The following is a 22,438-nucleotide window of genomic DNA, read 5'->3' as shown; positions in this document are numbered from 1 at the left end:
TAGCTAAGCCTGTCCGGTTCGCCGGAACCCCATTGCCTGAGAGCTCCGCGCCCGCATGACCGACGCCGCCGACACCTCGCCGTCCGAAGAAGATAAGGGCGGCGCCGTCAAGGAATTCATCGAGATCATCAAGACGGTGGCCTACGCCCTCGGCATCGCCCTGGTGCTGCGGGTGCTGCTGTTCCAGCCCTTCACGATCCCGTCGGGCTCGATGGAGCCGAACCTGCTGGAAGGCGACTACATCATCGTCAGCAAGTTCAGCTACGGCTGGAGCAAGCACTCGATCCCGTTCAGCCCGCCGATCTTCAACGGCCGAATCCTGGGCCACGCCCCCAAGCGCGGCGACATCATCGTCTTCAAGCTGCCGCGCGACGGCCGCACCGACTACATCAAGCGCCTGATCGGCATGCCGGGCGACAAGGTCCAGGTCCGCTCGGGCGTCATCAACATCAACGGCAAGCCCCTTGCCCAAGCCGCGCAGGCGCCGGCCCTGGTCGACATGGGCTATGGCTTCACCCAGCAGGTTCAGCGCTTCCAGGAAACCAATCCGGAAGGCCGCAAGTACGTCACCCAGGACTACGGTCCCGACAGCCGCGGCGACAACACCGGCGTCTATACCGTGCCCGAGGGCTGCTACTTCTTCATGGGCGACAACCGCGACAACTCGGCCGACAGCCGTTTCGATCCGGGCGTCTCGCCGTTCAAGACCGGCCCCGGCGTCTGCAAGTGGGACTATGAGCTGGACCAGTATATCGGCGACGAGGCCGGCGTCGGCTTCGTTCCGGCCGAGAACCTGGTCGGCAAGGCCCAGATCATCCTGTTGTCCTGGAACCGCAACGCGGCGCTGTTCAAGCCCTGGACCTGGGTGCTGGACGCCCGGCCCAGCCGCTTCTTCCGCATCCTGAAGTGAACCTGAGCCATGGATAGACGGGTCGTCGCCGTCGGCGACCTGGAGCGCCGGATCGGTCATACCTTCGCGGACCGCAAGCTGCTGGAACAGGCCCTGACGCACGCCAGCGTCGGGGACGGGGCCAAGAAGACCGCCGACAACGAGGTCCTCGAATTCATCGGCGACCGCGTGCTGGGCCTGCTGGCCGCCGAGGCCCTGGCCGAGCGTTTCCCGCAGGCCAAGGAAGGCGAGCTGGCGCCGCGCCTGAACGCCCTGGTCAGCCGCGAGACCTGCGCCCGGGTGGCCAAGGCCGCCGAGCTGGGTCCGGCCCTTCGTCTTTCGGCGTCCTCCAGCAAGATCGGCGGTCGCGAGACCGAGTCGATCCTGGCCGGCGGCTGCGAGGCGCTGATGGCGGCGCTCTACCGCGACGGCGGCCTGGAGACGGCCCGCCGGGTGTTCCTGGACCTGTGGAGCGCCGAGTTCGACCGCGCCTCCCAAGGAAAGCCGCGCGATCCCAAGACCGCCTTGCAGGAATGGGCTCAGAGCCTGGGCAAGCCGCTGCCGACCTACGCGGTCAAGGACCGCACCGGGCCGGACCATGCGCCGGTGTTCACCGTGCAGGTGGTGGTTGCGGGCGTCGATCCGGTGTTCGCCACCGGCCGATCGCGGCAGGAGGCTGAGAAGGCGGCGGCCAAGGCGCTGCTGGAGCGGGAAGGGGCGGGGTAGCGCGTTCGGCGAACGCCGTTGAGGACCCCCTCCGGCCCTCCGGCCACCTCCCCCAAAGGGGGAGGATCGACCCACGTCGATGCTCCCCTTCGGGGGAGCTGTCGCGGAGCGACTGAGGGGGTCCTCACGAGCGTCCGCAACCTCGCGCTTTCGCTGCGATGGTGATGGGAAGGGCTGCGGAGCGTCCGGACGACGTCCGGATGAGTGGGGTAGTGAGTACCGTTTCGACGAAGCCGTCCGCTCCGCGTGATCTTCAGACGAGAGCTTCCGAGGCGCGGGGTTTTAACCCGCTCCCGACTTCGGCCCCCGGCGGGCGGAGCGTTGGCTTGCTCCGGACCGCATGGGCGATTTCAGCCCATGCCTACGTGTCCCGCTCGATCACCCCTGACAGCCGCTCGAGGTCGCCGGCCTAGCGCCCTTCCCATGCCGTCAGGTGAGATCGAGTATGCGGGCGGTTTGAGCGCGGAGGAGAGCGCGCTGCGAGAAAGTTGTAGGGCGTTGATTTCGCTTCGTTCTATCTCGACTCCGCCGAGGATGGAGCGCCGTTTATCCCCGCGCTCCCATCATAAACTTTCGTCATTCCCGCCCTTGTGGCGGGAATGACGGTTGAAAGGGAACGGCGAAGTATGGGCTCCCATCAGGGGGAGGAATCCCCCGCCCGCTGTGCTACACGCACGCGCAATGACTGAAACACCTCAAAACACCCGCGCCGGGTTCGCCGCCATCATCGGCGCGCCGAACGCCGGCAAGTCCACCTTGGTCAACCGCATGGTCGGGGCCAAGGTCTCGATCGTCACCCAGAAGGTCCAGACCACGCGCTTCCCCGTGCGGGGCGTGGCCATGACCGGCCAGACCCAGATCATCCTCGTCGACACCCCCGGGATCTTCAGCCCGCGCCGTCGCCTGGACCGCGCCATGGTCCGTTCGGCCTGGAGCGGCTCCGAAGAGGCCGAGGTCACCGTGCACCTGATCGACGTCCAGGCCGAACTGGCCTCGAACGAGAACAAGGCCACGCCGGCCGAGCACCGCTCGGTGCAGGATGTCCAGACCATCATCGAAGGCCTGAAGGCCGCCAACCGCCAGGTGATCCTGGCCCTGAACAAGATCGACGGCGTCAAGCGCGAGACCCTGTTGAAGGTGACGCAGGAGCTGTTCGACACCGGCGTCTATTCCGAGGTCTTCATGATCAGCGCCGCCACGGGCGCGGGCGTCGATGACCTGCTGGAACGCCTGGCCTCGCTGATGCCGGAAGGCCCCTGGCTCTATCCCGAAGACCAGACCGCCGACCTGCCGGCCCGCCTGCTGGCCGCCGAGATCACTCGCGAGAAGATCTATCTCCGCGTCCACGAGGAGCTGCCCTACGCGGCTTCGGTGGAGACCACGGCGTTCGAAGAGCGCGCCGACGGCAGCGCCCGCATCGAGCAGACCATCTATGTCGAACGCGACGGCCAGCGCGCCATCGTCTTGGGCAAGGGCGGCCAGACCCTGAAGTGGATCGGCCAAGCCTCGCGCGAGGAGCTGTGCGACATCCTGGACCGCAAGGTTCACCTGTTCCTGCACGTGAAAGTCAAGGAAAACTGGGCCGAGGAACGCGGCCTGTTCAACGACATGGGCCTGGATTTCGACGCCTGACGCTGAGCTTGGTCCTCGTCCTTCGACAAGCTCAGGATGAGGACCACTTTCGGGCCTCGCGATGGAAGACCTCATCCTGAGGCTGTCGACGGACGAGGTCTTCGCCCCTTGACTCCAGGCGTTCCAAGCTGTCCCTACGGATGAGAACATATCGGGAATATCGTTTCCAGTGAGCAAGATCGAGAACGCCTTCGCCGACGCCGCTCCGGCGGTCGACCTGGACGCCTATTTCGCGCGCATCGGCTATGACGGTCCGCGCGAACCAACCTTGGCGGTGCTGCGGGCGATCACCCAGAAGCATCCGGCGGCCATTCCGTTCGAGAACCTCGACGTGCTGCTGGGGCGCGGGATCAGCCTGGATCCGGCGGCTATCGACGCCAAGCTGATCGGCGCGGGACGCGGCGGCTACTGCTACGAGCAGAACGGCCTGCTCAAGCGGGCTCTGCAGGCCATCGGCTTCAAGGTCGAGGGGCTGATGGCGCGGGTGCTGTGGATGGCTCCGGTTGGCGCGCCGGTCCGGCCGCGCTCGCATATGGTGCTGGCCGTAACCCTGGACGGCGAGACCTGGCTGGCCGACGGCGGCTTCGGCGGCTGCGTGCTGACCGCGCCGCTGCGGCTGTTCTCCGACGAGACGCAGTCGACTCCGAACGGCGACTTTCGCATCCTCGACGCCGCGCATGGCGGCGTGGCCGAGCGGCGGGTGCAGGCCAATCTGTCGGGCCAGTGGACGACGCTCTACCAGGTGGCCCAGGGCGCACTGGCCGACATCGACTACGAGCAGGCCAACTATTTCTCCCACGCCCATCCCAACTCGCATTTCACCTGGAGCCTGACGGTGGGGCGCACCACGCCGACCGCCCGCTATGCGCTGAGGAACAACCGCCTGACCCATCGCGACCAGACGGGCGCTCTGGTCTCGCAGCGCGACCTGAACGTCGACGAACTGGAAGCGGCCCTGCGCGACGTCATCGGCCTGCCGGTCGAGGCGGACTGGCGCCCGGTGCTGGAGAAGGTCGTGGCCTGGGGGACGCCGACCTAGATGGAGTGGGAGGACGAAGCCCTGGTGCTGTCCGCCCGCATCCATGGCGAGACGGGCGCCATCGTCGAACTGCTGACCGAGACGCACGGCAAGTTCGCCGCCCATGTCGCGGGCGCGGCCTCGCGGCGGATGAAGCCGTTCCTGCAGCCCGGCTCGAAAGTGATCGCGCGCTATCGGGCCCGGATGTCCGACCAACTGGGCGCGGCCAGCCTGGAGCCGATGGGCGAGGGGGTCTCGGAGTTGTTCGACGACCCGCTGGCCTTGGCCGGCCTGTCGTCGGCTGCGTCCTTGGCGGCGGGAGCCTTGCCCGAGCGCGAGGCCCATCCCGGCGCCTTCCACGCGCTGGAGGCCTTGATCCGCGTACTGCAGATCCCCGACATCTGGCCAGCGGTCTATGTGCGCTACGAGGCCGGGCTGCTGCAGGAGCTGGGCTTCGGCCTGGACCTGTCCAAGTGCGCGGCGACGGGCAGTTTCGACGATCTGATCTATGTCAGCCCCCGCACCGGCCGCGCCGTCAGTCGTGGGGCTGGGGAGCCCTACAAGGACAAGCTGCTGCCGCTGCCGCCGTTCCTGCTGTCGGCCCAGGGCGGGCTGGCCGAGGGCGACGTGCGGCAGGGCTTGGACATCACCGGCCACTTCCTGGAGCAGTTCGTCTTCGGCCCCCTGAACCGCCCGCTGCCGCCGGCGCGGGTGTGGCTGCTGGACCGGCTGGGCGAGGCCGGGCGGCTTTAGTCTTCTCCTCCCTCGCAAAGCGGGGGAGGTGGCATGGCGCGAATACGCGACATGACGGAGGGGGCGTCGGGCGTGGGCAGCGCCCCCTCCGTCACGATGCGTATCCGCATCGCGCCACCTCCCCCGTTTCACAGGGGAGGAGGTCAAACCCGGTCGAACCGGGCGCCTCACATCTGCTACTGTGTCCTTCACGCGTAACGAATCTGCCTCATGAACAAACCTGTCCTTCCCCCCGGCGGTCCTGGCGACGGCGACCGCATTCTCGACGAGCCGCTGACGGAAGCCCTGTCGCGCCGCTACCTGGCCTATGCGCTGTCGACGATCAGTTCGCGGGCCCTGCCGGACGTGCGCGATGGCCTCAAGCCCGTGCACCGTCGCGTGCTCTACGCGATGAACAACATGCGCCTGAACCCCGAGTCCGCCGCGCGCAAGTGCGCCAAGGTGGTCGGGGAGGTGATGGGTAACTTCCACCCGCACGGCGACCAGTCGATCTATGACGCCCTGGTGCGTCTGGCCCAGGAGTTCGCCCAGCGCTTCCCGTTGGTCGAGGGCCAGGGCAATTTCGGCAATATCGACGGCGATAGCGCCGCGGCCATGCGCTACACCGAATGCCGGATGACCGAAGCGGCGACGCTGCTTCTGGACGGCATCGATGAGGACGCGGTCGACTTCCGCCCCACCTATGACGGCCAGGACGAGGAGCCGGTGGTCCTGCCGTCGGGCTTCCCGAACCTCTTGGCCAACGGCTCGTCGGGCATTGCGGTCGGCATGGCCACCTCGATCCCGCCGCACAACGCCGCCGAGCTGATCGACGCCTGCCAGCTCTTGTTGGCCCGCCCCGACGCCACCACCGAGGACCTGCTGGAGCGCGTGCCCGGCCCGGACTTCCCGACTGGCGGCGTCATCGTCGAGACCCGCTCCAACCTGCTGGAGGTCTATGAGACCGGCCGCGGCGGCGTGCGCGTGCGCGCCAAGTGGGAGAAGGAAGACACCGGTCGCGGCACCTACCAGATCGTCGTCACCGAGATCCCGTACCAGGTCAAGAAGTCGGATCTGGTCGAGCAGCTGGCCGACCTGATCGACAGCAAGAAGGCCGCCCTGCTGGGCGACGTGCGCGACGAAAGCGCCGAGGACATCCGTCTGGTCCTCGAGCCGAAGTCCAAGAACGTCGAGCCCGAAGTGCTGATGGAGAGCCTGTTCAAGCTCTCGGCGCTGGAGAGCCGCTTCCCGGTCAACATGAACGTGCTGGACGCGCGGGGCACCCCGGGCGTGATGGGCCTGAAGGCGGCGCTGATGGCGTTCCTGGCCCACCGCCGCGAGGTGCTGACCCGCCGGGCCCGTCACCGCCTGGCCAAGATCGAAGCCCGTCTGCACATCCTGGACGGCCTGCTGATCGCCTATCTGAACCTCGACGAGGTGATCCGGATTGTCCGTTACGAGGACAAGCCCAAAGAGAAGCTGATCGAGACCTTCAAGCTTTCGGACATCCAGGCCGACGCCATTCTCAACACCCGCCTGCGCCAACTGGCCAAGCTGGAAGAGATGGAGATCCGCCGCGAGCACGCCGAGCTGATGGAAGAGCGCGACGGCATCTTGGCGATGCTGGCCAGCGACGAGAAGCAGTGGAAACTGGTCGGCGTGGGCCTGGCCCAGGTCCGTGAGGCCCTGCTGAAGATCAAGCACCCGCTGGACAAGGGCGGCCGCCCCACCGGCGTGACCGGCCGCTCGATCTTCGCCGACGCCCCCGTCGTCGACGCCGAGGCCGCCATCGAGGCGATGATCGTCCGTGAGCCGATCACCATCATCCTGTCGGACCGCGGCTGGATCCGCGCCGCCAAGGGCAAGGTCGACGATCCGTCCGAACTGAAGTTCAAGGAAGGCGACAAGCTGGGCTTCCTGGTCCCGGCCGAGACCACCGACAAGCTGCTGATCTTCAGCTCCGACGGCCGCTTCTTCACGATCGGCTGTGACAAGCTGCCGAGCGCGCGGGGCCATGGCGAGCCGCTGCGGATGATGATCGAGCTGGACGACAAGGTGAAGATCCTCGACGTCTTCCCCTACAAGGCCGGCCGCAAACGCATTCTGGCCTCGAAGCTGGGCTATGGCTTCCTGATGCCCGAGGAAGAAGCGCTCGCCAATCGCAAGGCCGGCAAGCAGGTCCTGACCGTCGACGCGGCGGGCGCGGCCTTCTGCCTGGAAGCCACGGGCGACCAGATGGCCGTCATCGGCGACAACGGCAAGATCCTGATCTTCCCGCTGGAAGAACTGCCGGAAATGCCGCGCGGCAAGGGCGTCAAGCTGCAGGCCTATCGCGAGGGCGGGCTGCGCGACGCGCTGTCGTTCAACGCCGAGACGGGGGCCTACTGGATCGACACGGCCGGCCGTCGCCGCGAATGGGCCGAGTGGAAGGACTGGATCGGCCGTCGGGCCGGTTCGGGCAAGCTGGCGCCCAAGGGCTTCCCGACCCAGAAGCGGTTCCGGCCGAAATGAACCTGAGGCGGCTGCGGCGGAAAACCCTCGCGGTCGTCGCCGGCCTGCTGGGCTGCGCGGCCGCCGCCAGTGGAGCTTCGGGCGAGGCTGCGGCCGCGCCGCTGCCTCGCGCCAAGCCCGAGGCGGTCGGCTTCTCCTCGCCCAAGCTGAAGAAGCTGGACGAGACCATGCAGGCCATGGTCGACCAGGGCCAGGTGGCCGGCGCGGTCACCCTGCTGTCGCGCCACGGGAAGGTCGTCTCGACCCAGGCCTTCGGCAAGCGGGCGCTGGACGCCGCCGATCCGATGCGGTCCGACGCCATCTTCCGCATCCGCTCGGAGACCAAGCCGGTCACCGGCGTGGCGATGCTGATCCTCTATGACGAGGGCAAGTGGAAGCTGGACGATCCGGTCAGCAAGTACGTGCCCGAGTTCGCCAACCTGCGCGTGGCCAAGATGGACGCCGAGGGCCGGCCGGTGCTGTCGCCGATCTCGCGCCCGCCGACCATGCGCGAGCTGATGACCCACACGGCGGGCTTCGCCTATGGCATCGCCGACGACCCCTCCAGCCCCGCCGACCAGGCCTATTACAAGGCCGCCGTGCTGCAGTCGGACTCGCTGGACCAGCTGGTCAGCAAGGTTTCCACCCTGCCGATGTTCGCCGAGCCGGGCACGCTGTGGCGCTACAGCGTGGCCGCCGACATCCAGGGCTATATCGTCGAGAAACTGTCGGGCCAGTCGCTGCCGATCTTCATGCAGGAGCGGATCTTCACGCCGCTGGGCATGAGGGACACCGCCTTCTACGTGCCGCAGGAGAAGGTCGGGCGCCTGGCCGCGCTGTACGACACCGGCCCGAACGGGCAGCTGGTTCCAGCGGTCGAGGGCGCGTGGCGCGACATCACCAAGCCGCCCGTGGCGCCGTCGGGCGGCGGCGGGCTGGTCTCGACCGCCCATGACTTCGCGCGGTTCGCCCAGATGATCCTGAACGGCGGCGAGCTGGACGGCCAGCGCATCCTGCAGCCCCAGACCGTGGCGCTGATGAAGCTGAACCAACTGCCGCCCAGCTTTACGGTGACCACCAACGGCACGGCCGGGGTGCTGCATCCGACAAGCAACGCCAAGCCGTTCCCGTTCGCCCTGGGCATGGGCTATGGCCTGGACGTCGCCGTGGCGGTGGATCCGGCCGCCTCGGGCGCGCCGGTGGGGCCGGGCACGATCAGCTGGGGCGGCAGCGCGGGCACCTGGTTCTGGATCGATCCGGCCAACGACCTCTTCTTCATCGGCATGATCCAGCGGCTGGGCGGCGTGGGTCCAGGCCTGGACGCCACCACCCGAACGCTGGTCTATCAGGCCCTGGAGCATCCGGAGCATTAGGACGGGCATGGGCAAGGGTCGGTTCGAGGCGTTCAGCGACGGCGTCATCGCCATCATCATCACCATCATGGTGCTGGAGCTGAAGGTGCCCCACGGCGTCGAGCTGGCGGCCCTGAAGCCCTTGATCCCGGTGTTTCTCAGCTATGTGCTGAGCTTCATCTATGTCGGCATCTACTGGAACAATCATCACCACATGCTGCACACGGTGACCACCGTGACCGGCCCGATCCTGTGGGCCAACCTGCACCTGCTGTTCTGGCTGTCGCTGATCCCGTTCGTGACCGGCTGGATGGGCGAGAACCACCTGGCCGCCGTGCCGGTGGCGCTCTATGGCGGCGTGATGCTGATGAACGCCGTGGCGTTCACGCTGCTGGCCCGGATGCTGGCCAAGCACGAGGGCGAGGATTCCGACCTGAGCCGCGCCATCGGCAAGGACTACAAGACCAAGGCCTCGTTCGTACTCTATGCGATTGGCGTCGGCCTGGCCTTCGTCAGCGCCTGGCTGTCGGTGGCCTGCTACGTCGCCGTGGCGGTGATCTGGTTCCTGCCGGACCGGCGCATCGAGCGCGTGCTGAACGTCAACTAGCGGCCAATACTTCAACACTCCCTCGACTTGTCATCCCGGCCGCAGCGAAGCGGAGAGCCGGGACCCAGGAGAACCGCACTGCGTCGGCCCCTGGGTCCCGGACAGCCTCTGCGAGGCTTCCGGGATGACAACTGAAGGAGATTTCAAACGGATGTTTGCGGCCCGGTGCGGACGAGTCCATGTTGCCTCCAAGATAAAGGGAGGGGCGCATGAACCCGGCGGCTGAGTTCGACATCATCGTCTATGGCGCGAGCGGCTTCACCGGCCGGCTGGTCGCCGAATACCTAGCTAAGCAGTACGGGGTCGGCGGCAAGGTGCGCTGGGCCATGGCTGGGCGGAGCCTGGAGAAGCTGGCCGCCGTCCGCGACGAGATCGGCGCGCCCGCCGACACGCCGCTGGTCACCGCCGACGCCGACGATCCCGCATCGTTGAAGGCCATGGTCGAGCGCGCCAGGGCCGTGCTGACCACGGTCGGGCCTTACCAGCTCTACGGCTCGGCCTTGGTGGCGGCCTGCGCCGAGGCCGGGACCGACTATCTGGACCTGTGCGGCGAGCCGGCCTGGATGCGCCAGATGATCGACGCCCACGAGGCGACGGCCAAGAAGACCGGCGCGCGGATCGTGTTCTCGTGCGGCTTCGACTCCATCCCGTTCGAGCTGGGCGTGTGGTTCCTGCAGGACGCGGCCAAGGCCCAGTTGGGGGGGCCGGTTCCGCGCGTGAAGGGCCGGGTTCGCGGCATGAAGGGCGGTTTCTCGGGCGGCACAGCCGCCAGCCTGAAGGCGACCATGGCCGCCGCAGCGCGCGATCCGTCGCTGGTGGCACTGCTGAAGAACCCGTTCTCGCTGGTCCCCGGCTTCGAGGGCCCCGCCCAGCCGTCCGGGAACAAGCCGATGCTGGACGAGGACCTCGGCGTCTGGGCCGCGCCGTTCGTGATGGCGGCGATCAACACCCGCAACGTCCACCGCTCCAACGCCCTGCTGGGCCAGGCCTATGGCGCGGGCTTCGTCTATGACGAGATGATGCTGACCGGCCCCGGCGAGCAGGGCGAGCAGATCGCCAACATGATCGCCGCGTCGGGCGGCGGCCTGGGCGGCGAGGGCGGTCCCAAGCCGGGCGAGGGGCCCAGCAAGGAAGAGCGTGAGACGGGCTTCTATGACGTCCTGTTCCTGGGGATCGCGGCTGATGGCCGGCAGATCCGGGCCTCGGTGAAGGGCGACAAGGACCCGGGCTATGGCTCGACCTCGAAGATGATCTCGGAGTCGGCGGTCTGTCTGGTCACCGAGGCGACCGACGTGCCCGGTGGCGTCTGGACGCCGGGAGCGGCCATGCAGCGCAAGCTGATCGACCGGCTGGAAGCCCATGCGGGGCTGAAGTTCACGTTGGAATGATCCCTCTCCCCTTGCGGGAGAAGGTGGCGGCCGTGGGCCGACGGATGAGGGGTGGGTAGACCTGTCGGAAAGGCCCGCGCGACCCCTCACCCGACCCTTCGGGCCACCCTCTCCCGCAAGGGGAGAGGGAAGGGTTCACGCGACTGACGTCGTTCCGTCCTAGGAGAAAAACTAGGCTGCGCAACCGAGGGGATTCCTCCTAAGGTCGCTTAAACAAGTGTTCGAGACGGTAGGCTGATATGACTTTACGTCGGTTGTTCGGGACCGCAGTCGCGGTCGGGTTCCTGGCGCTGGGCGCGCCGCTGCACGCCGCTCCCAAGAGCAGCCCTGCCGTCACCCTCGCGCCCGCCGCGCCCGAGAGCGTAGGCTTCTCCAGCGCTCGCCTGAAGACCCTGGACGCCAGCATGCAGGCCCTGGTCGATCAGGGTCACCTGCCGGGCGTGACCACCATGGTCGTGCGCCACGGCAAGGTCGTGGCCTTCGAGGTGCACGGCAAGAAGGGCTTCGATGGCCCGCCAATGACCAAGGACACCATCTTCCGGATCTATTCGCAGACCAAGCCGGTCACCGGCGTGGCGATGATGATCCTGTACGAGCAGGGCAAGTGGCGTCTGGATGATCCGGTCACCAAGTACGTGCCCGAGTTCGCCAATCTGCGGGTCTACAAGGGTCAGAACCCGGACGGCAGCTTCATCACCGAGGCCGCCGATCGTCCGCCGACGATGCGCGAGATCATGAGCCACTCGGGCGGCTTCGCCTATGGCCTGGTGCCCGACAACCCCATCGACAAGGCCTATGTCTCGACCGGCGTGCTGGGGGCCAAGACCGGCAAGGAGTTCATCGACAAGGTCGCGGCCCTGCCGCTGGTGGGCCAGCCCGGCGCGCAGTGGAAGTACAGCGTCTCGGTGGATATCCAGGGCTACATCATCGAGAAGCTGTCGGGCCTCTCGCTGGCTGACTTCATGCAGAAGAACATCTTCACGCCGCTGAAGATGACCGACACCGGCTTTTACCTGCCCGCCGAGAAGAGGGATCGCCTGGCCTCGCTCTATCTCTGGGGCCCCAAGGTCCAGAAACTCGTTCCGGCCGAGGGCTTCATGGTGCTGGACATCACCAAGCCGCCGGTCGTCGCCTCGGGCGGAGGCGGTTTGGTCTCGACCAGCGCCGACTACGCCCGCTTCGCCCAGATGATCCTCAATGGCGGCGAACTGGACGGCGCGCGCATCCTGTCGCCGTCGACCATCGCCCTGATGGGATCCAACCATCTCAGCAACGACATCATGACCGGCAAGGAGGGCTCGTTCCGCGACGAGCGCGGCCAGGGCTTCGGCCTGGACTTCATGGTCATCACCAACCCCGCCAAGGCCGGCACGCCGGCGGGCGAAGGCACGATCAGCTGGGGCGGCGCGGCCGGCACCTGGTTCTGGATCGACCCGAAGAACGATCTGTTCTTCCTGGGCATGATCCACATCCTCAACAAGGACGGCGATCCGGCGCTGCGCAATCTCGACGATATCAGCCAGCAGCTGGTCTATTCGGCGCTGGTCGATCCTTCGAAATAACCAGCCTAATCAATAAGAAAAGTACTTAGGGAGAGCGCCATGAGGGCCGCCGTCTATTACGAAACCGGTTCGCCGGATGTGCTGCGCTATGAAGATGTCGCCGATCCGGCTTGCCATGCCTCGGGCGTGGTGATCCGGGTCGAGGCGGTCAGCATCGAAGGCGGCGACACCCTCAATCGCGGCGGCGGCGCGATGGCCGGCAGCCCGCATATCGTCGGCTACCAGGCGGCCGGCGAGATCGTCGAGGTCGGGGCCGAGGTCACCCACCTGAAGGTCGGCCAGAAGGTGGTGACGGTGAACGCCTTCGGTTCGCACGCCGAGCTGCGCTCGGTGCCGGCCCGTAACGCCTGGCCGATCCCGGCCGGCTTCGACATCCACAAGGCCTCGGCGATCCCGGTGCCGTTCGGTACGGCGCACGAGTGCCTATTCGGCGCGGGTCGCCTGAAGGCCGGCGAGACCGTGCTGGTCCAGGCCGGGGCAGGGGCCGTCGGCATCGCCGCCATCCAGCTGGCCAAGCGGGCCGGGGCGACGGTGATCGCCACGGCCTCCAGCGACGAGCGGCTGGAGCGCCTGAAGGTCTTTGGCCTGGATCACGGGATCAATTACGGCCGCGACGCCGTGGTCGAGCAGGTGATGAAGCTGACCGGCGGCAAGGGCGTCGACCTGGTCGTCGATCCGGTCGGTGGCGCGACGCTGGAGGGCAGCCTGCTGTCACTGGGCTATCGCGGCCGCGTCTCGCTGGTCGGCAACGCCGGGCGCGAGCCGATGAAGGTCGATGTCAGTTCGCTGATGGGCGGCAACCGCTCGCTGACGGGCGTATTCCTGGGGGCCGAGATCATGACCGATCGTGTCCACGACATGATCCAGGCGCTGATCGATGAGGCCGCGCGCGGCGAGCTGGAGGTGGTCATCGACAAGACCTTCCCGCTGTCGGAAGCCGCCGCCGCCCACGCCTATATCGAGAGCCGTGCGGCTGTCGGCCGGGTGCTCTTGATCCCATGACCAACCGCGTCCTGGCCCATACGGGCGCAAAGTATCCCATCGTCCAGGCCCCGATGGGCTGGATCGCCCGCTATCCCCTGGCCTCGGCGGTGTCGCGGGCCGGCGGTCTCGGCATCATCGAGACCTCGTCCGGCGAGACCGAGACCTGCAAGGCCGAGATCCGCAAGATGGCCGAGGCGGGCCTGCCGTTCGGCGTGAACCTGCCGATCCTGTTCCTGCGCGACGACTCCATGCTGCGGTTCGTTTGTGAGAGCGGCGTGAAGTTCGTCACCACCTCGGCCGGCAGTCCCGCCAAGTTCATCGGCCCGCTGAAGGACGCCGGGATCACGGTCTATCACGCCGTGCCGACGCTCGACGCTGCGGTCAAATGCGCCGAGGCCGGGATCGACGGCCTAGTGGTCGAGGGCGCGGAAGGCGGGGGCTTCAAGAACCCCGAGGAGGTCTCGACCCTGGTCCTGTTGCAGGCGATCCGGGCGCGGGTCGACGTGCCGCTCATCGCCGCTGGCGGCATCTGCGACGGACGCGGCATGGCCGCCGCCTTCGCCCTCGGGGCCGAGGCGATCCAGATGGGCACGCGCTTCGTCAGCTCGGCCGAGAGCCCGGTGCACGCCAACTACAAGGCCGCGATCACGGGCGCCAAGGAGACCGGCACCTGGGTGCTGAACAAGAAGGCCAGCCCCTGCATCCGAGCCCTGAAGTCGGACCTGACCAAGGACATCTACGACGCCGGCGTCATGCCGCCCGACGTGCTCAAGAACATCCTCGACGTCTATTTCGGCGGCGACATGGAGGCCGCGCCCGCGCTGGCCGGCCAGACCGTCGGCCTGATCGACGAGGTCAAGACCGCCCAGCAGATCATCGACGAGACCGTCGCCCAGTTCCACGCCATCACCGGACGCCTTGGCGCCCTGGCCGCCGCGCGCGGCTTCTGAAGGACAACACCATGCAGAACCTTTTCTCGCTCGAAGGCCGCGTCGCGGTCGTCACCGGCGGCTCGCGCGGCATCGGGGCGATGATCGCCAAAGGCTTCCTGATCTACGGCGCCAAGCGCGTCTACATCACCGCCCGCAAGGCCGCCGCCTGCGACGCCGCCGCCGAGGCGCTGTCGGAGTTCGGCGAGTGCGTCTCGCTGCCGGGCGACATCTCGACCATGGAAGGCATCGAGGGCCTGGCCAAGCGGGTCGCCGAGCGCGAGGACAAGCTGGACATCCTGGTCAACAACGCCGGCGCGGCCTGGGGCGCGGCGTTCGACGAGTTCCCCGAGAGCGGCTGGGACAAGACCGTCGACCTCAACATGAAGACCCCGTTCTTCCTGACCCAGGCCCTGATCGGCCCGCTGCGCGCGGCGGCCGCCGATCGCGTGGCCAAGGTGATCAACATCTGTTCGATCGACGGCCAGTCGGTGACCAAGGACGAGACCTATCCCTATGGCGCGTCCAAGGCCGGCCTGCTGCACATGACCAAGCGCATGGCCCTGCGCCTGGCGGCCGACAACATCGCCGTCAGCGCCATCGCGCCCGGCGCCTTCGCCTCGGACATGAACAAGGTCGCCCGCGATCATGCCGACGCGGTGTCGAAAGCCATCCCGGCCGGCCGGATCGGTTCCGAGGAAGATATGGCCGGCGCGGCCATCTATCTGGCCTCCCGGGCGGGGGACTATGTGATGGGCGGGGCGGTGACCGTGGACGGCGGGGTCAGCTTCGCGCGGTAGCAGGTGGGTAGATCCTCCCCTTCGGGGGAGGTGGCCCGGAGGGCCGGAGGGGGTCCTCTCCGGCCTAGACCGTAGAGGACCCCCTCAGTCGCTCCGCGACAGCTCCCCCGAAGGGGGAGCATCTACTAAAGCTCTTCCAAGGTCGCGGGCTGGGCGTCGCTCAGGTCCAGGTCGCGATCCTCGGCCTCGCGAGGGCCGGAGATCTTGGGCGAGCGGGCGCCGCGTTCGCGGGCCGACATCAGGGCCCAGCCGCCGGGCTTGAGGATCTCCAGCGGCGAGAAGCGCGCCTTGTACGCCATCTTCTCGCTGCCCGGCACCCAATAGCCCAGATAGACATAGGGCAGGCCGGTCTGCTTGGCCTGGACCAGGTGATCCAGGATGATGAACGAGCCCAGGCTGCGCCGGGTCAGTTCCGGATCGTAGAAGCTGTAGACCAGCGACAGGCCGTCGGCGAGGACGTCGACCAGCACGCAGGCGATCAGGTCGCCCGGGCCGCGGTCCTGCGACTTACGGCGATATTCGATCAGGTGGGTGCGGACCGCGGTGTCCTCGACCATGGCCACATAGTCGGGCCAGGTCATCTCGGCCATGCCGCCGTCGGCATGGCGGGTCACCAGGTAGCGGCGCAGCAGCTCGAACTGCTCCAGCGTCGCTTCGGACTCGACCAGATGGCGTTCCAGGTCGTCGTTGCGGGCCAGGATCTTCCGCTCGGAGCGCGAGAAGACGTACTCGCTGGCCGGCGCGCGGGCCGACTGGCAGGCGCGGCAGGTCTCGCAGGCGGGGCGATAGGCGATGTTCTGGGAGCGACGGAAGCCGACCTGGGTCAGGCTGTCATTGACCGTGGGGCCGTCGGACAGCGGGAGGTGGGCGAAGACCTTCCGCTCCTCGCGGCCCGGCAGATAGGGGCAAGGGGTCGGCGCCGTGAGAAAGAACCGAAGCTGTCGCGTCGGAAAATGCTGCGTCACGGAAGCGCCGTCCCCTTTCTTTCAGCGGCCCTCGGCCGGTAGCTGATTAGGCGGCATGAAGGCGGTTTGCGCAAGCGGCGCCGGAGCGCCGCGCGGCATCGCGTCACAGGCCGTCGGGAAGAACCGGTTTTTCGCGCAGAAGCACGATGGAAATGCGTCGATTGCCGGCCAGAGTGGGGTCGTCGGCGTACAGCGGCTCTGAATTGGCCTTGCCCGAGACCTGGTAGATGCGGTCGTCCGGGACGCCGGCGTTCAGCAGCACCCGGCGCGAGGCGTCGGCGCGCTCGGCCGACAGGGCCCAGTCGCTGTCGGACTTGCGGCCCACGGCGTTGGAGCTGGTGTGGCCCGAGACGGTGATGCGGTTGGGCAGTTGGTTGACCACCTTGGCGACGGCGCGCAGCAGGATCTTGGCGCGGTCGTTGGGCTCCTTGCTGTTCTCCTTGAACATCGAGCGGCCCTCCTGATCGATCAGCTGGATGCGCAGGCCCTCGGGGGTCTGGTCGATCATGATCTGCTTGGACAGTTCGGCCAGCTCCGGCATGTCCTGCAGCGACTGGCGCAGCGACTGGGCGGCCGAGGCGAAGCTGTCTTGCTGCTTCTTGGCCATGGCGTCGCGCAGGGCCTGTTCGCTGGCGGAATCGAGGCTGGCCTGGGTCGAGCTCTGGCCGTCCTTCTGGATGTCGTCGGGAGCCTCGGGGGCCATCTGCTGGATCACCGACATCTTGCCGTCGGCCTTGGCGCCGTCGTCGCCCAGCGAGGTGCCGCCCAAGATGCCGCCCGACCCGCTGGTCGTGGACGAGATCGAGGCGGGCGCGAAGTAGTCGGCGATGCCTTGCTTTTGTTCGGGGCTGGTGGAGTTGAGCAGCCACATCAGCAGGAAGAAGGCCATCATCGCGGTCACGAAATCGGCGTAGGCGACTTTCCACGCGCCGCCGTGGTGGCCGCCGCCGGACACCTTCTTGACCTTCTTGATGATGATTGGCTGTTCGGCGCTGACGGCCATCGTGCTTAAGCCTGCTTAACCCTGTCGCCGGAAGGTGACCTGTGGACGTTAAGATGGGGTTGCCGAACGGGCTCTGGCGGGCGAAATCCCGTGAACCTTCAAGGAGTGTTCGGCATGAAGACGGCGTTTATCGGCCTAGGCGTGATGGGCTACCCGATGGCGGGGCATCTGAAGGCCGCCGGCCACGAGGTTTCCGTCTTCAACCGCAGTCCTGCAAAGGCCCACGCGTGGGCGGCCGAGCACGGCGGGGCGGCCTTCGAGACCATCGCGGACGCGGTCGCCGGGTGCGAGCTGGTCGTGCTGTGCGTGGGCAATGACGACGACGTCCGCGGCGTTGTGGCGCAAGCGCTTCCGGCCATGGCCGAGGGCGGCGTGATCGTCGACCACACCACCACCTCGGCCGTGGTGGCGCGCGAGATGGCCGAGTTGGCGGAGCAGAGCGGCCGGTTCTTCATCGACGCCCCGGTCTCGGGCGGTCAGGCCGGCGCCGTGAACGGCCAGCTCACCATCATGGCCGGCGGCGACGAGGGCGCGTTCAAGCGGATCGAGCCGGTCATCGACGCCTACGCCAAGGCCATCCGCCGGATGGGCGAGGTCGGCACGGGCCAGCTGACCAAGATGTGCAACCAGATCGCCATCGCCAGCCTGGTCCAGGGCGTGGCCGAGGCCCTGCACTTCGCCAAGCGCGCCGGCCTGCCGACCGACGACGTGCTGGCGGCCATCTCCAAGGGCGCGGCCCAGTCGTGGCAGATGGAGAACCGCTGGGCGACGATGGCGGAAGGCAAGTTCGACTTCGGCTTCGCTGTCGACTGGATGCGCAAGGACCTGGGCATCGCCCTGGACGAGGCGGCCCGCAACGGCGCGCGGCTGGAAAGCACGGCGATGGTCGACAGCTTCTACGGCGAGGTCCAGGCTCTGGGCGGCCATCGCTGGGACACCTCCAGCCTCGTGGCGCGGTTGGAGAAGTAGATCATGCGCAAGCTCGCGATCGCCCTGGCGGCCTGCGCCGCGCTGCTGGCTCCCGCCGCCATGGCCGCGCCCGCCGTCGCGCCGAAGGAGGGCGATTTCGTGGTGCGGGACTTCAAGTTCCGCTCGGGCGAGACCTTGCCGGAATTGCGACTGCACTACACCACCTTCGGCGAGCCCAGGCGCGACGCGGCCGGCCATGTCACCAACGCGGTGATGGTGCTGCACGGCACCGGCGGCACGGGCAAGCAGTTCCTCAATCCGGTCTTCGCCGACGAGCTGCTGGCGCCCGGCGGCCTGCTGGATCCTGCCAAGTACTATGTGATCCTGCCCGACGGCATCGGCCATGGCGGCTCGTCCAAGCCGAGCGACGGCCTGCGCGCCAAGTTCCCCAAGTACGACTATGACGACATGGTCCTGGCGCAATATCTGCTGCTGACCCAGGGGCTGAAGGTCGACCACCTGCGGCTGCTGATGGGCACCTCGATGGGCTGCATGCACGGTTTCGTCTGGGGCGAGACCTATCCGGACTTCGCCGACGCCCTGGCCCCGTTCGCCTGCCTTCCCAACGCGCTGGCCGGTCGCAACCGCATGTGGCGCAAGCTGCTGATCGACGGGATCACCAAGGACCCAGCCTGGAAAGGGGGGGATTATACGGAACAGCCCCAGCAGGGCCTGCGTACGGCGCTGGGCCTGCTGATGGTGGCCGGCCTGGCGCCGCTGCCGGCCCAGATCGCCCAGCCGACCCGCGACGCCGCCGACAAGTTCGTCGACGACTATTTCGCCGCCCGCCTGCCGCCGCTGGACGCCAACGACCTGATCTACCAGGTCGCCGCCTCGCGTAATTATGACCCCTCGCCGAAGCTGGAGACGATCACCGCGCCGGTGCTGTGGATCAATTCGGCAGACGACTTCATCAACCCGCCGGAACTGGGCATCGCCGAGGTCCAGGCCAAGCGGCTGAAGCACGGGACCTTCGTGCTGCTGCCAGCGTCGGAGAAGACGCGCGGGCATGGCAGCCACACCGTGGCGGCGCTGTGGAAGGATCGGCTGGCGGCGCTGATGAAGGCGACGGATCACTGAGCCGGAGAGGGGGCTACGGCCTCGCGGCTCTGGCGGTCTTCGCCGTCGAGGTGGTGATCGCCCTGTTCGTCGACGATGCGGTGGTCCGGCCCTATGTCGGCGACGTGCTGGCGGTGGTGCTGGTCTATCTGGCGGTCCGCGGGCTGACGCCCTTTGGGCCGCTGGTGTCGGCCGCGGCCGCTCTGTCCCTGGCTGTGGTCATCGAGCTGGCCCAGTACGTCCACATGCTCTCGGCGCTGGGTCTGGCGGACAACCGGCTGGCCCGCACGGTGCTGGGCGGCGTGTTCGATCCGAAGGACCTTGTCGCCTACGCAGCCGGCGCGGGGCTCGTCTTGGTCGTCGAGCGGCTTATTCCGCCGCCAGCGGCGAGACGCTGAACTCTTCGCGCCAGCTTTCCAGGCGCTCGCGGTTGTCGTGGTCCCACGGGTGGAAGCCCGGCCGGTACCAGGCCCAGTATTCGCGGGCGCAGCGGCGGAAGAGGCCCGGGGTTCCGAACAGGAACCACAGCACCTTGGCCCGGGCGACGCGCGGGTTCATGCCGTCGGCGGCCAGCAGGGCGCTGGCGTAACGGGTGATGTTGCGGGTGAAGAGGAGGCTGATCAGCACCATGACCCGCACGCGCATGCGATAGCGGCGCAGGGGCGTCCAAGGCTGGGTGACCGCCTGGAAGACGTCGAAGGCCACGGCCTTGTGCTCGGTCTCCTCCAGGGCGTGCCACTGCCACAGGCGCTTCATGCCGGGGTCGGTGTTCTCGAACAGGTCCTGATCGCGCATGAACGAGTCGGCCATCATCGAGGTGAAGTGCTCCAGCGCGATGGTCGCGCCCAACATGGCCATCGGACCCTTGCCGCGCACGAACTTGAGGCGGTTCTTCAGCTGGGTCTCGATCTGCTCAAGCGGGTAGTGGGCGCGATCCAGCCCGCCGTTCATCGCCACGTGCTCGCGCGAGTGGATGGCTTCCTGGGCGATGAAGGCCTTGGCGTCTTCGAGCAGCTTGCCGGAGAGCTTGGGGCGGTAGTGGCGCACGGCGTCCATGAACAAGCGCTCGCCGTCGGGGAAGGTCAGGGACAGGGCGTTGAACACCGCCGTGCCGACCACGTCGCCGCCCAGCCAGGCGCCCTGGCCGGCCGCGTGGGTGTCGAAACGGATGTCACGGGGCGTGACCGTGATGTCTTGCGGTGTGATGCGCGGGCTCGCCATGGCGTTCGCTCCTGCCTCGGGATAGGGCTTGTCGTTGCAAGCTCATCGTTAGATTTGGTCTTACCGACAAAAATGTCAATAGAGCAGACCGCCACCCGCACGCGCCGATCGCCGCAGGCGTCGCGCGACAACATCCTGGCCGCCGCCGAGACCATCCTGCTGGCCTCTGGCCCGCAGGACCTGAAGCTGGCCGAGGTGGCCAAGGGGGCGGGGGTGGCCAACGCCACGGTGCTGCATCACTTCGGCTCGATCGACGGTGTCCAGACGGCGCTGATGGAGCGGTTGATCCGCCAGCTGACCGACGAGGTGCTGTCGATCTCGGCCTCGGAGGGCGACGCCTTCAGCCATGTCGGCGATGGCATGAAGGCGCTGTTCGACGCCTTCGAGGCCCGAGGCGCGGCGCGGCTGGCGGCCTGGCTGGTGCTGACCGGCGAGGCGCCGCGCCTGACGGTGGTGCGCTCGGCGGTGGCCGAGGTGATCGCCGCGCGCTCGGCGCAGATGACGGTGCTAAGCCCCGAGGTCGCGGAGGATTTCATCCTGGGCTGCGTGACCTTCGCCCTGGGGGCGGGCCTGTTCGGACCCTCGCTGAGCGAGCTGCTGGGCAAGCCGCCCGAACGCGCCCGCGAGGTGGCCCTGGCGGTGCTGATGGCCCGCCTGGAAGCGGCGACGGCGAGGCTCTAGAGCGCGGCCAGCACCACGCGCATCAGCGGCGCCAGCCGGATGTCGCCAGGCTCGGCGACGTCGATCCAGGCCATCTCCTCGATCTCGGCCCGCACCGCGATTTCGCCCTCGACGGTGGCCAGATAGGTGGCGGCCTTGACGATGTGGTCCGGTTCGTTGGCGGCCGGGGCCTCGAAGCGGCCCAGCAACTCGGCGCTTACCAGCCGGCAGCCCAGCTCCTCGTCCAGTTCGCGGGCCAGGGTGGTCAGGTCGTCTTCGCCGGCGTCGTGCTTGCCGCCGGGCTTCATGAAGATCGTCGTGCCGCGCTTGCGGACCACCAGCATGCGGCCGGCGTCGTCGCGGATCACGGCGGTGACGATGTCGATGACCTTTTCGGCCACTAGCCCAGCTTCTCGGCCGCCCAAGGTGCGAAATAGGTGATGATCCCGGCCGCGCCGGCGCGCTTGAAGGCGGTCAGGCTTTCGAGGATGGCGCGTTCCTCGTCGATCCAGCCGTTCATGCCGGCCGCCTTGATCATCGCGTACTCGCCCGACACCTGGAAGGCGTAGGTGGGCATGCGGAACTCCTCGACCAGGCGCCGGACGATGTCGAGATAGGGCATTCCCGGCTTGACCATGACCATGTCGGCGCCCTCGGCGATGTCGAGGGCGACCTCGCGGATGGCTTCCTCGGTGTTGGCGGGGTCCATCTGGTAGGTCTTCTTGTCGCCCTGGCCGCCGGCTAGTTTGGCCGAGCCGATGGCGTCACGGTACGGGCCGTAGAAGGCCGAGGCGTACTTGGCGGCGTAGGACATGATCATCGTGTCCTGGTAGCCTGCGCTTTCCAGCGCCCCGCGCAGCGCGCCGATGCGGCCGTCCATCATGTCGGACGGGGCCAGGATGTCGGCGCCGGCCTCCGCCTGCATCAGGCCCTGCTCGATCAAGCGTTCGATGGTCGGGTCGTTGAGGATCTTGCCGCCCTCGACCACACCGTCGTGGCCGTGATCTGTGAAGGGGTCCAGCGCCACGTCGCACATGATGCCGACCTCGGGGGCGGCGTCCTTCATGGCCTTGACGGCGCGGGGGATGACGCCGTCCGGATCGGCGGCGATCGAGCCGCTGGCGTCCTTCCTGGCTCCGTCGATGTGCGGGAAGATGGCGATGGCGGGGATGCCGAGGTCGCGAGCCCGCACAGCGGCCTCGGCGGCGTCCTTGACCGACAGGCGCTCAACGCCGGGCATCGAGGCGACGGGAATGGTCCCTTCGCCCTCGTGCACCACCATCGACCAGATCAGGTCGGACGGGCGCACCTCGGTCTCGCGGATCAGGCGGCGGGTCCAGTCGGCCTGGCGGACGCGGCGCAGGCGGGTGGCGGGGTAGGGAGCGAGCGGGGGCGTGGTCATGCCTAGGGTTTCGCGCGACCGGCCGCGCGAGGCAAGATCGATGGTCCCTT

Annotated in this window: 22 protein-coding genes; 17 read left to right on the top strand and 5 right to left on the bottom strand. The window is 67.8% G+C overall.

The annotated features are described in order from the left end of the window. The first annotated feature begins 55 nt into the window (after window positions 1–55). From lepB to AC1RUS_RS18320, 13 genes are all read left to right on the top strand, one after another. Entirely contained in the window at window positions 56–910 is an 855-nt protein-coding gene (lepB, locus tag AC1RUS_RS18380) for a signal peptidase I (protein ID WP_492918047.1), read from the top strand. A gap of 9 nt (window positions 911–919) precedes the next feature. Then, window positions 920–1,615, top strand: coding sequence for a ribonuclease III (gene rnc, locus AC1RUS_RS18375; RefSeq protein ID WP_492918046.1), 696 nt, complete (start codon window positions 920–922; stop codon window positions 1,613–1,615). 681 nt (window positions 1,616–2,296) lie between these two features. Beyond that, complete coding sequence (gene era / locus AC1RUS_RS18370) at window positions 2,297–3,247, top strand: GTPase Era (protein WP_492918045.1); 951 nt, start codon at window positions 2,297–2,299, stop codon at window positions 3,245–3,247. Between the two features lie 178 nt (window positions 3,248–3,425). Then, complete coding sequence (locus AC1RUS_RS18365; protein WP_492918120.1) at window positions 3,426–4,286, top strand: arylamine N-acetyltransferase family protein; 861 nt, start codon at window positions 3,426–3,428, stop codon at window positions 4,284–4,286. Continuing rightward, the gene (recO, locus tag AC1RUS_RS18360) at window positions 4,287–5,018 is read left to right on the top strand and encodes a DNA repair protein RecO (RefSeq protein ID WP_492918044.1); all 732 of its coding nucleotides are present in this window, start codon (window positions 4,287–4,289) and stop codon (window positions 5,016–5,018) included. Window positions 5,019–5,228: 210 nt separating this feature from the next. Continuing rightward, the gene (gene parC, locus AC1RUS_RS18355) at window positions 5,229–7,508 is read left to right on the top strand and encodes a DNA topoisomerase IV subunit A (protein WP_492918043.1); all 2,280 of its coding nucleotides are present in this window, start codon (window positions 5,229–5,231) and stop codon (window positions 7,506–7,508) included. Then, on the top strand, window positions 7,505–8,860 hold the full coding sequence (locus tag AC1RUS_RS18350; protein WP_492918042.1) for a serine hydrolase domain-containing protein: 1,356 nt from the start codon (window positions 7,505–7,507) through the stop codon (window positions 8,858–8,860). The genes parC and AC1RUS_RS18350 overlap by 4 nt, the downstream gene beginning before the upstream one ends. A 7-nt stretch (window positions 8,861–8,867) precedes the next feature. Then, window positions 8,868–9,446, top strand: a complete 579-nt coding sequence (locus AC1RUS_RS18345) for a TMEM175 family protein (protein WP_492918041.1) — start codon at window positions 8,868–8,870, stop codon at window positions 9,444–9,446. A 209-nt stretch (window positions 9,447–9,655) separates the two neighbouring features. After that, complete coding sequence (locus AC1RUS_RS18340) at window positions 9,656–10,834, top strand: saccharopine dehydrogenase family protein (RefSeq protein WP_492918040.1); 1,179 nt, start codon at window positions 9,656–9,658, stop codon at window positions 10,832–10,834. A gap of 239 nt (window positions 10,835–11,073) precedes the next feature. After that, window positions 11,074–12,396: a serine hydrolase domain-containing protein gene (locus tag AC1RUS_RS18335; protein ID WP_492918039.1), complete on the top strand. Its 1,323-nt coding sequence runs from the start codon at window positions 11,074–11,076 to the stop codon at window positions 12,394–12,396. 39 nt (window positions 12,397–12,435) lie between these two features. Continuing rightward, on the top strand, window positions 12,436–13,398 hold the full coding sequence (locus tag AC1RUS_RS18330; protein ID WP_492918038.1) for a quinone oxidoreductase family protein: 963 nt from the start codon (window positions 12,436–12,438) through the stop codon (window positions 13,396–13,398). Beyond that, window positions 13,395–14,330, top strand: coding sequence for an NAD(P)H-dependent flavin oxidoreductase (locus AC1RUS_RS18325; RefSeq protein WP_492918037.1), 936 nt, complete (start codon window positions 13,395–13,397; stop codon window positions 14,328–14,330). Before AC1RUS_RS18330 ends, AC1RUS_RS18325 begins: the two co-directional genes overlap by 4 nt. Window positions 14,331–14,341: 11 nt before the next feature. Further along, complete coding sequence (locus AC1RUS_RS18320; protein ID WP_492918036.1) at window positions 14,342–15,109, top strand: SDR family oxidoreductase; 768 nt, start codon at window positions 14,342–14,344, stop codon at window positions 15,107–15,109. A gap of 125 nt (window positions 15,110–15,234) precedes the next feature. Here the strand turns inward: AC1RUS_RS18320 and AC1RUS_RS18315 are convergent, their stop codons facing one another. Both AC1RUS_RS18315 and AC1RUS_RS18310 read right to left on the bottom strand, forming a co-directional pair. Then, entirely contained in the window at window positions 15,235–16,074 is an 840-nt protein-coding gene (locus AC1RUS_RS18315; RefSeq protein ID WP_492918035.1) for an arginyltransferase, read from the bottom strand. A 103-nt stretch (window positions 16,075–16,177) separates the two neighbouring features. Then, window positions 16,178–17,077 carry a flagellar motor protein MotB gene (locus AC1RUS_RS18310; protein WP_492918034.1) on the bottom strand — a complete coding sequence of 300 codons (900 nt, stop codon included), beginning with the start codon at window positions 17,075–17,077 and terminating at the stop codon, window positions 16,178–16,180. A 90-nt stretch (window positions 17,078–17,167) separates the two neighbouring features. Between AC1RUS_RS18310 and AC1RUS_RS18305 the strand changes: the two genes are divergently transcribed. The 3 genes from AC1RUS_RS18305 to AC1RUS_RS18295 are packed head-to-tail and all read left to right on the top strand — an operon-like array spanning window position 17,168 to window position 19,503. Continuing rightward, window positions 17,168–18,046 carry an NAD(P)-dependent oxidoreductase gene (locus AC1RUS_RS18305; RefSeq protein WP_492918033.1) on the top strand — a complete coding sequence of 293 codons (879 nt, stop codon included), beginning with the start codon at window positions 17,168–17,170 and terminating at the stop codon, window positions 18,044–18,046. A gap of 3 nt (window positions 18,047–18,049) precedes the next feature. Next, on the top strand, window positions 18,050–19,126 hold the full coding sequence (locus AC1RUS_RS18300; RefSeq protein WP_492918032.1) for an alpha/beta fold hydrolase: 1,077 nt from the start codon (window positions 18,050–18,052) through the stop codon (window positions 19,124–19,126). After that, the gene (locus AC1RUS_RS18295) at window positions 19,081–19,503 is read left to right on the top strand and encodes a ribosomal maturation YjgA family protein (protein WP_492918031.1); all 423 of its coding nucleotides are present in this window, start codon (window positions 19,081–19,083) and stop codon (window positions 19,501–19,503) included. The genes AC1RUS_RS18300 and AC1RUS_RS18295 overlap by 46 nt, the downstream gene beginning before the upstream one ends. Here the strand turns inward: AC1RUS_RS18295 and AC1RUS_RS18290 are convergent. Further along, window positions 19,475–20,326: a metal-dependent hydrolase gene (locus AC1RUS_RS18290; protein ID WP_492918030.1), complete on the bottom strand. Its 852-nt coding sequence runs from the start codon at window positions 20,324–20,326 to the stop codon at window positions 19,475–19,477. The genes AC1RUS_RS18295 and AC1RUS_RS18290 overlap by 29 nt on opposite strands. A 72-nt stretch (window positions 20,327–20,398) precedes the next feature. Here AC1RUS_RS18290 and AC1RUS_RS18285 point away from each other — a divergent pair, with 72 nt between their 5' ends. Then, the gene (locus AC1RUS_RS18285) at window positions 20,399–21,007 is read left to right on the top strand and encodes a TetR/AcrR family transcriptional regulator (protein ID WP_492918029.1); all 609 of its coding nucleotides are present in this window, start codon (window positions 20,399–20,401) and stop codon (window positions 21,005–21,007) included. On the opposite strand, the gene AC1RUS_RS18280 is transcribed toward AC1RUS_RS18285, so the two are convergent. Both AC1RUS_RS18280 and hemB read right to left on the bottom strand, forming a co-directional pair. Next, complete coding sequence (locus tag AC1RUS_RS18280; RefSeq protein ID WP_492918028.1) at window positions 21,004–21,387, bottom strand: NUDIX hydrolase; 384 nt, start codon at window positions 21,385–21,387, stop codon at window positions 21,004–21,006. The genes AC1RUS_RS18285 and AC1RUS_RS18280 overlap by 4 nt on opposite strands. Then, entirely contained in the window at window positions 21,387–22,388 is a 1,002-nt protein-coding gene (hemB, locus tag AC1RUS_RS18275; protein WP_492918027.1) for a porphobilinogen synthase, read from the bottom strand. The genes AC1RUS_RS18280 and hemB overlap by 1 nt, the downstream gene beginning before the upstream one ends. Between the last annotated feature and the right edge of the window lie 50 nt (window positions 22,389–22,438).

The sequence above is a fragment of the Caulobacter sp. GW821-FHT10F06 genome (assembly GCF_058809215.1).
The sequence above is the reverse complement of the archived record's forward strand: the minus strand, read 5'-3'. Positions and strand labels throughout refer to the sequence as shown.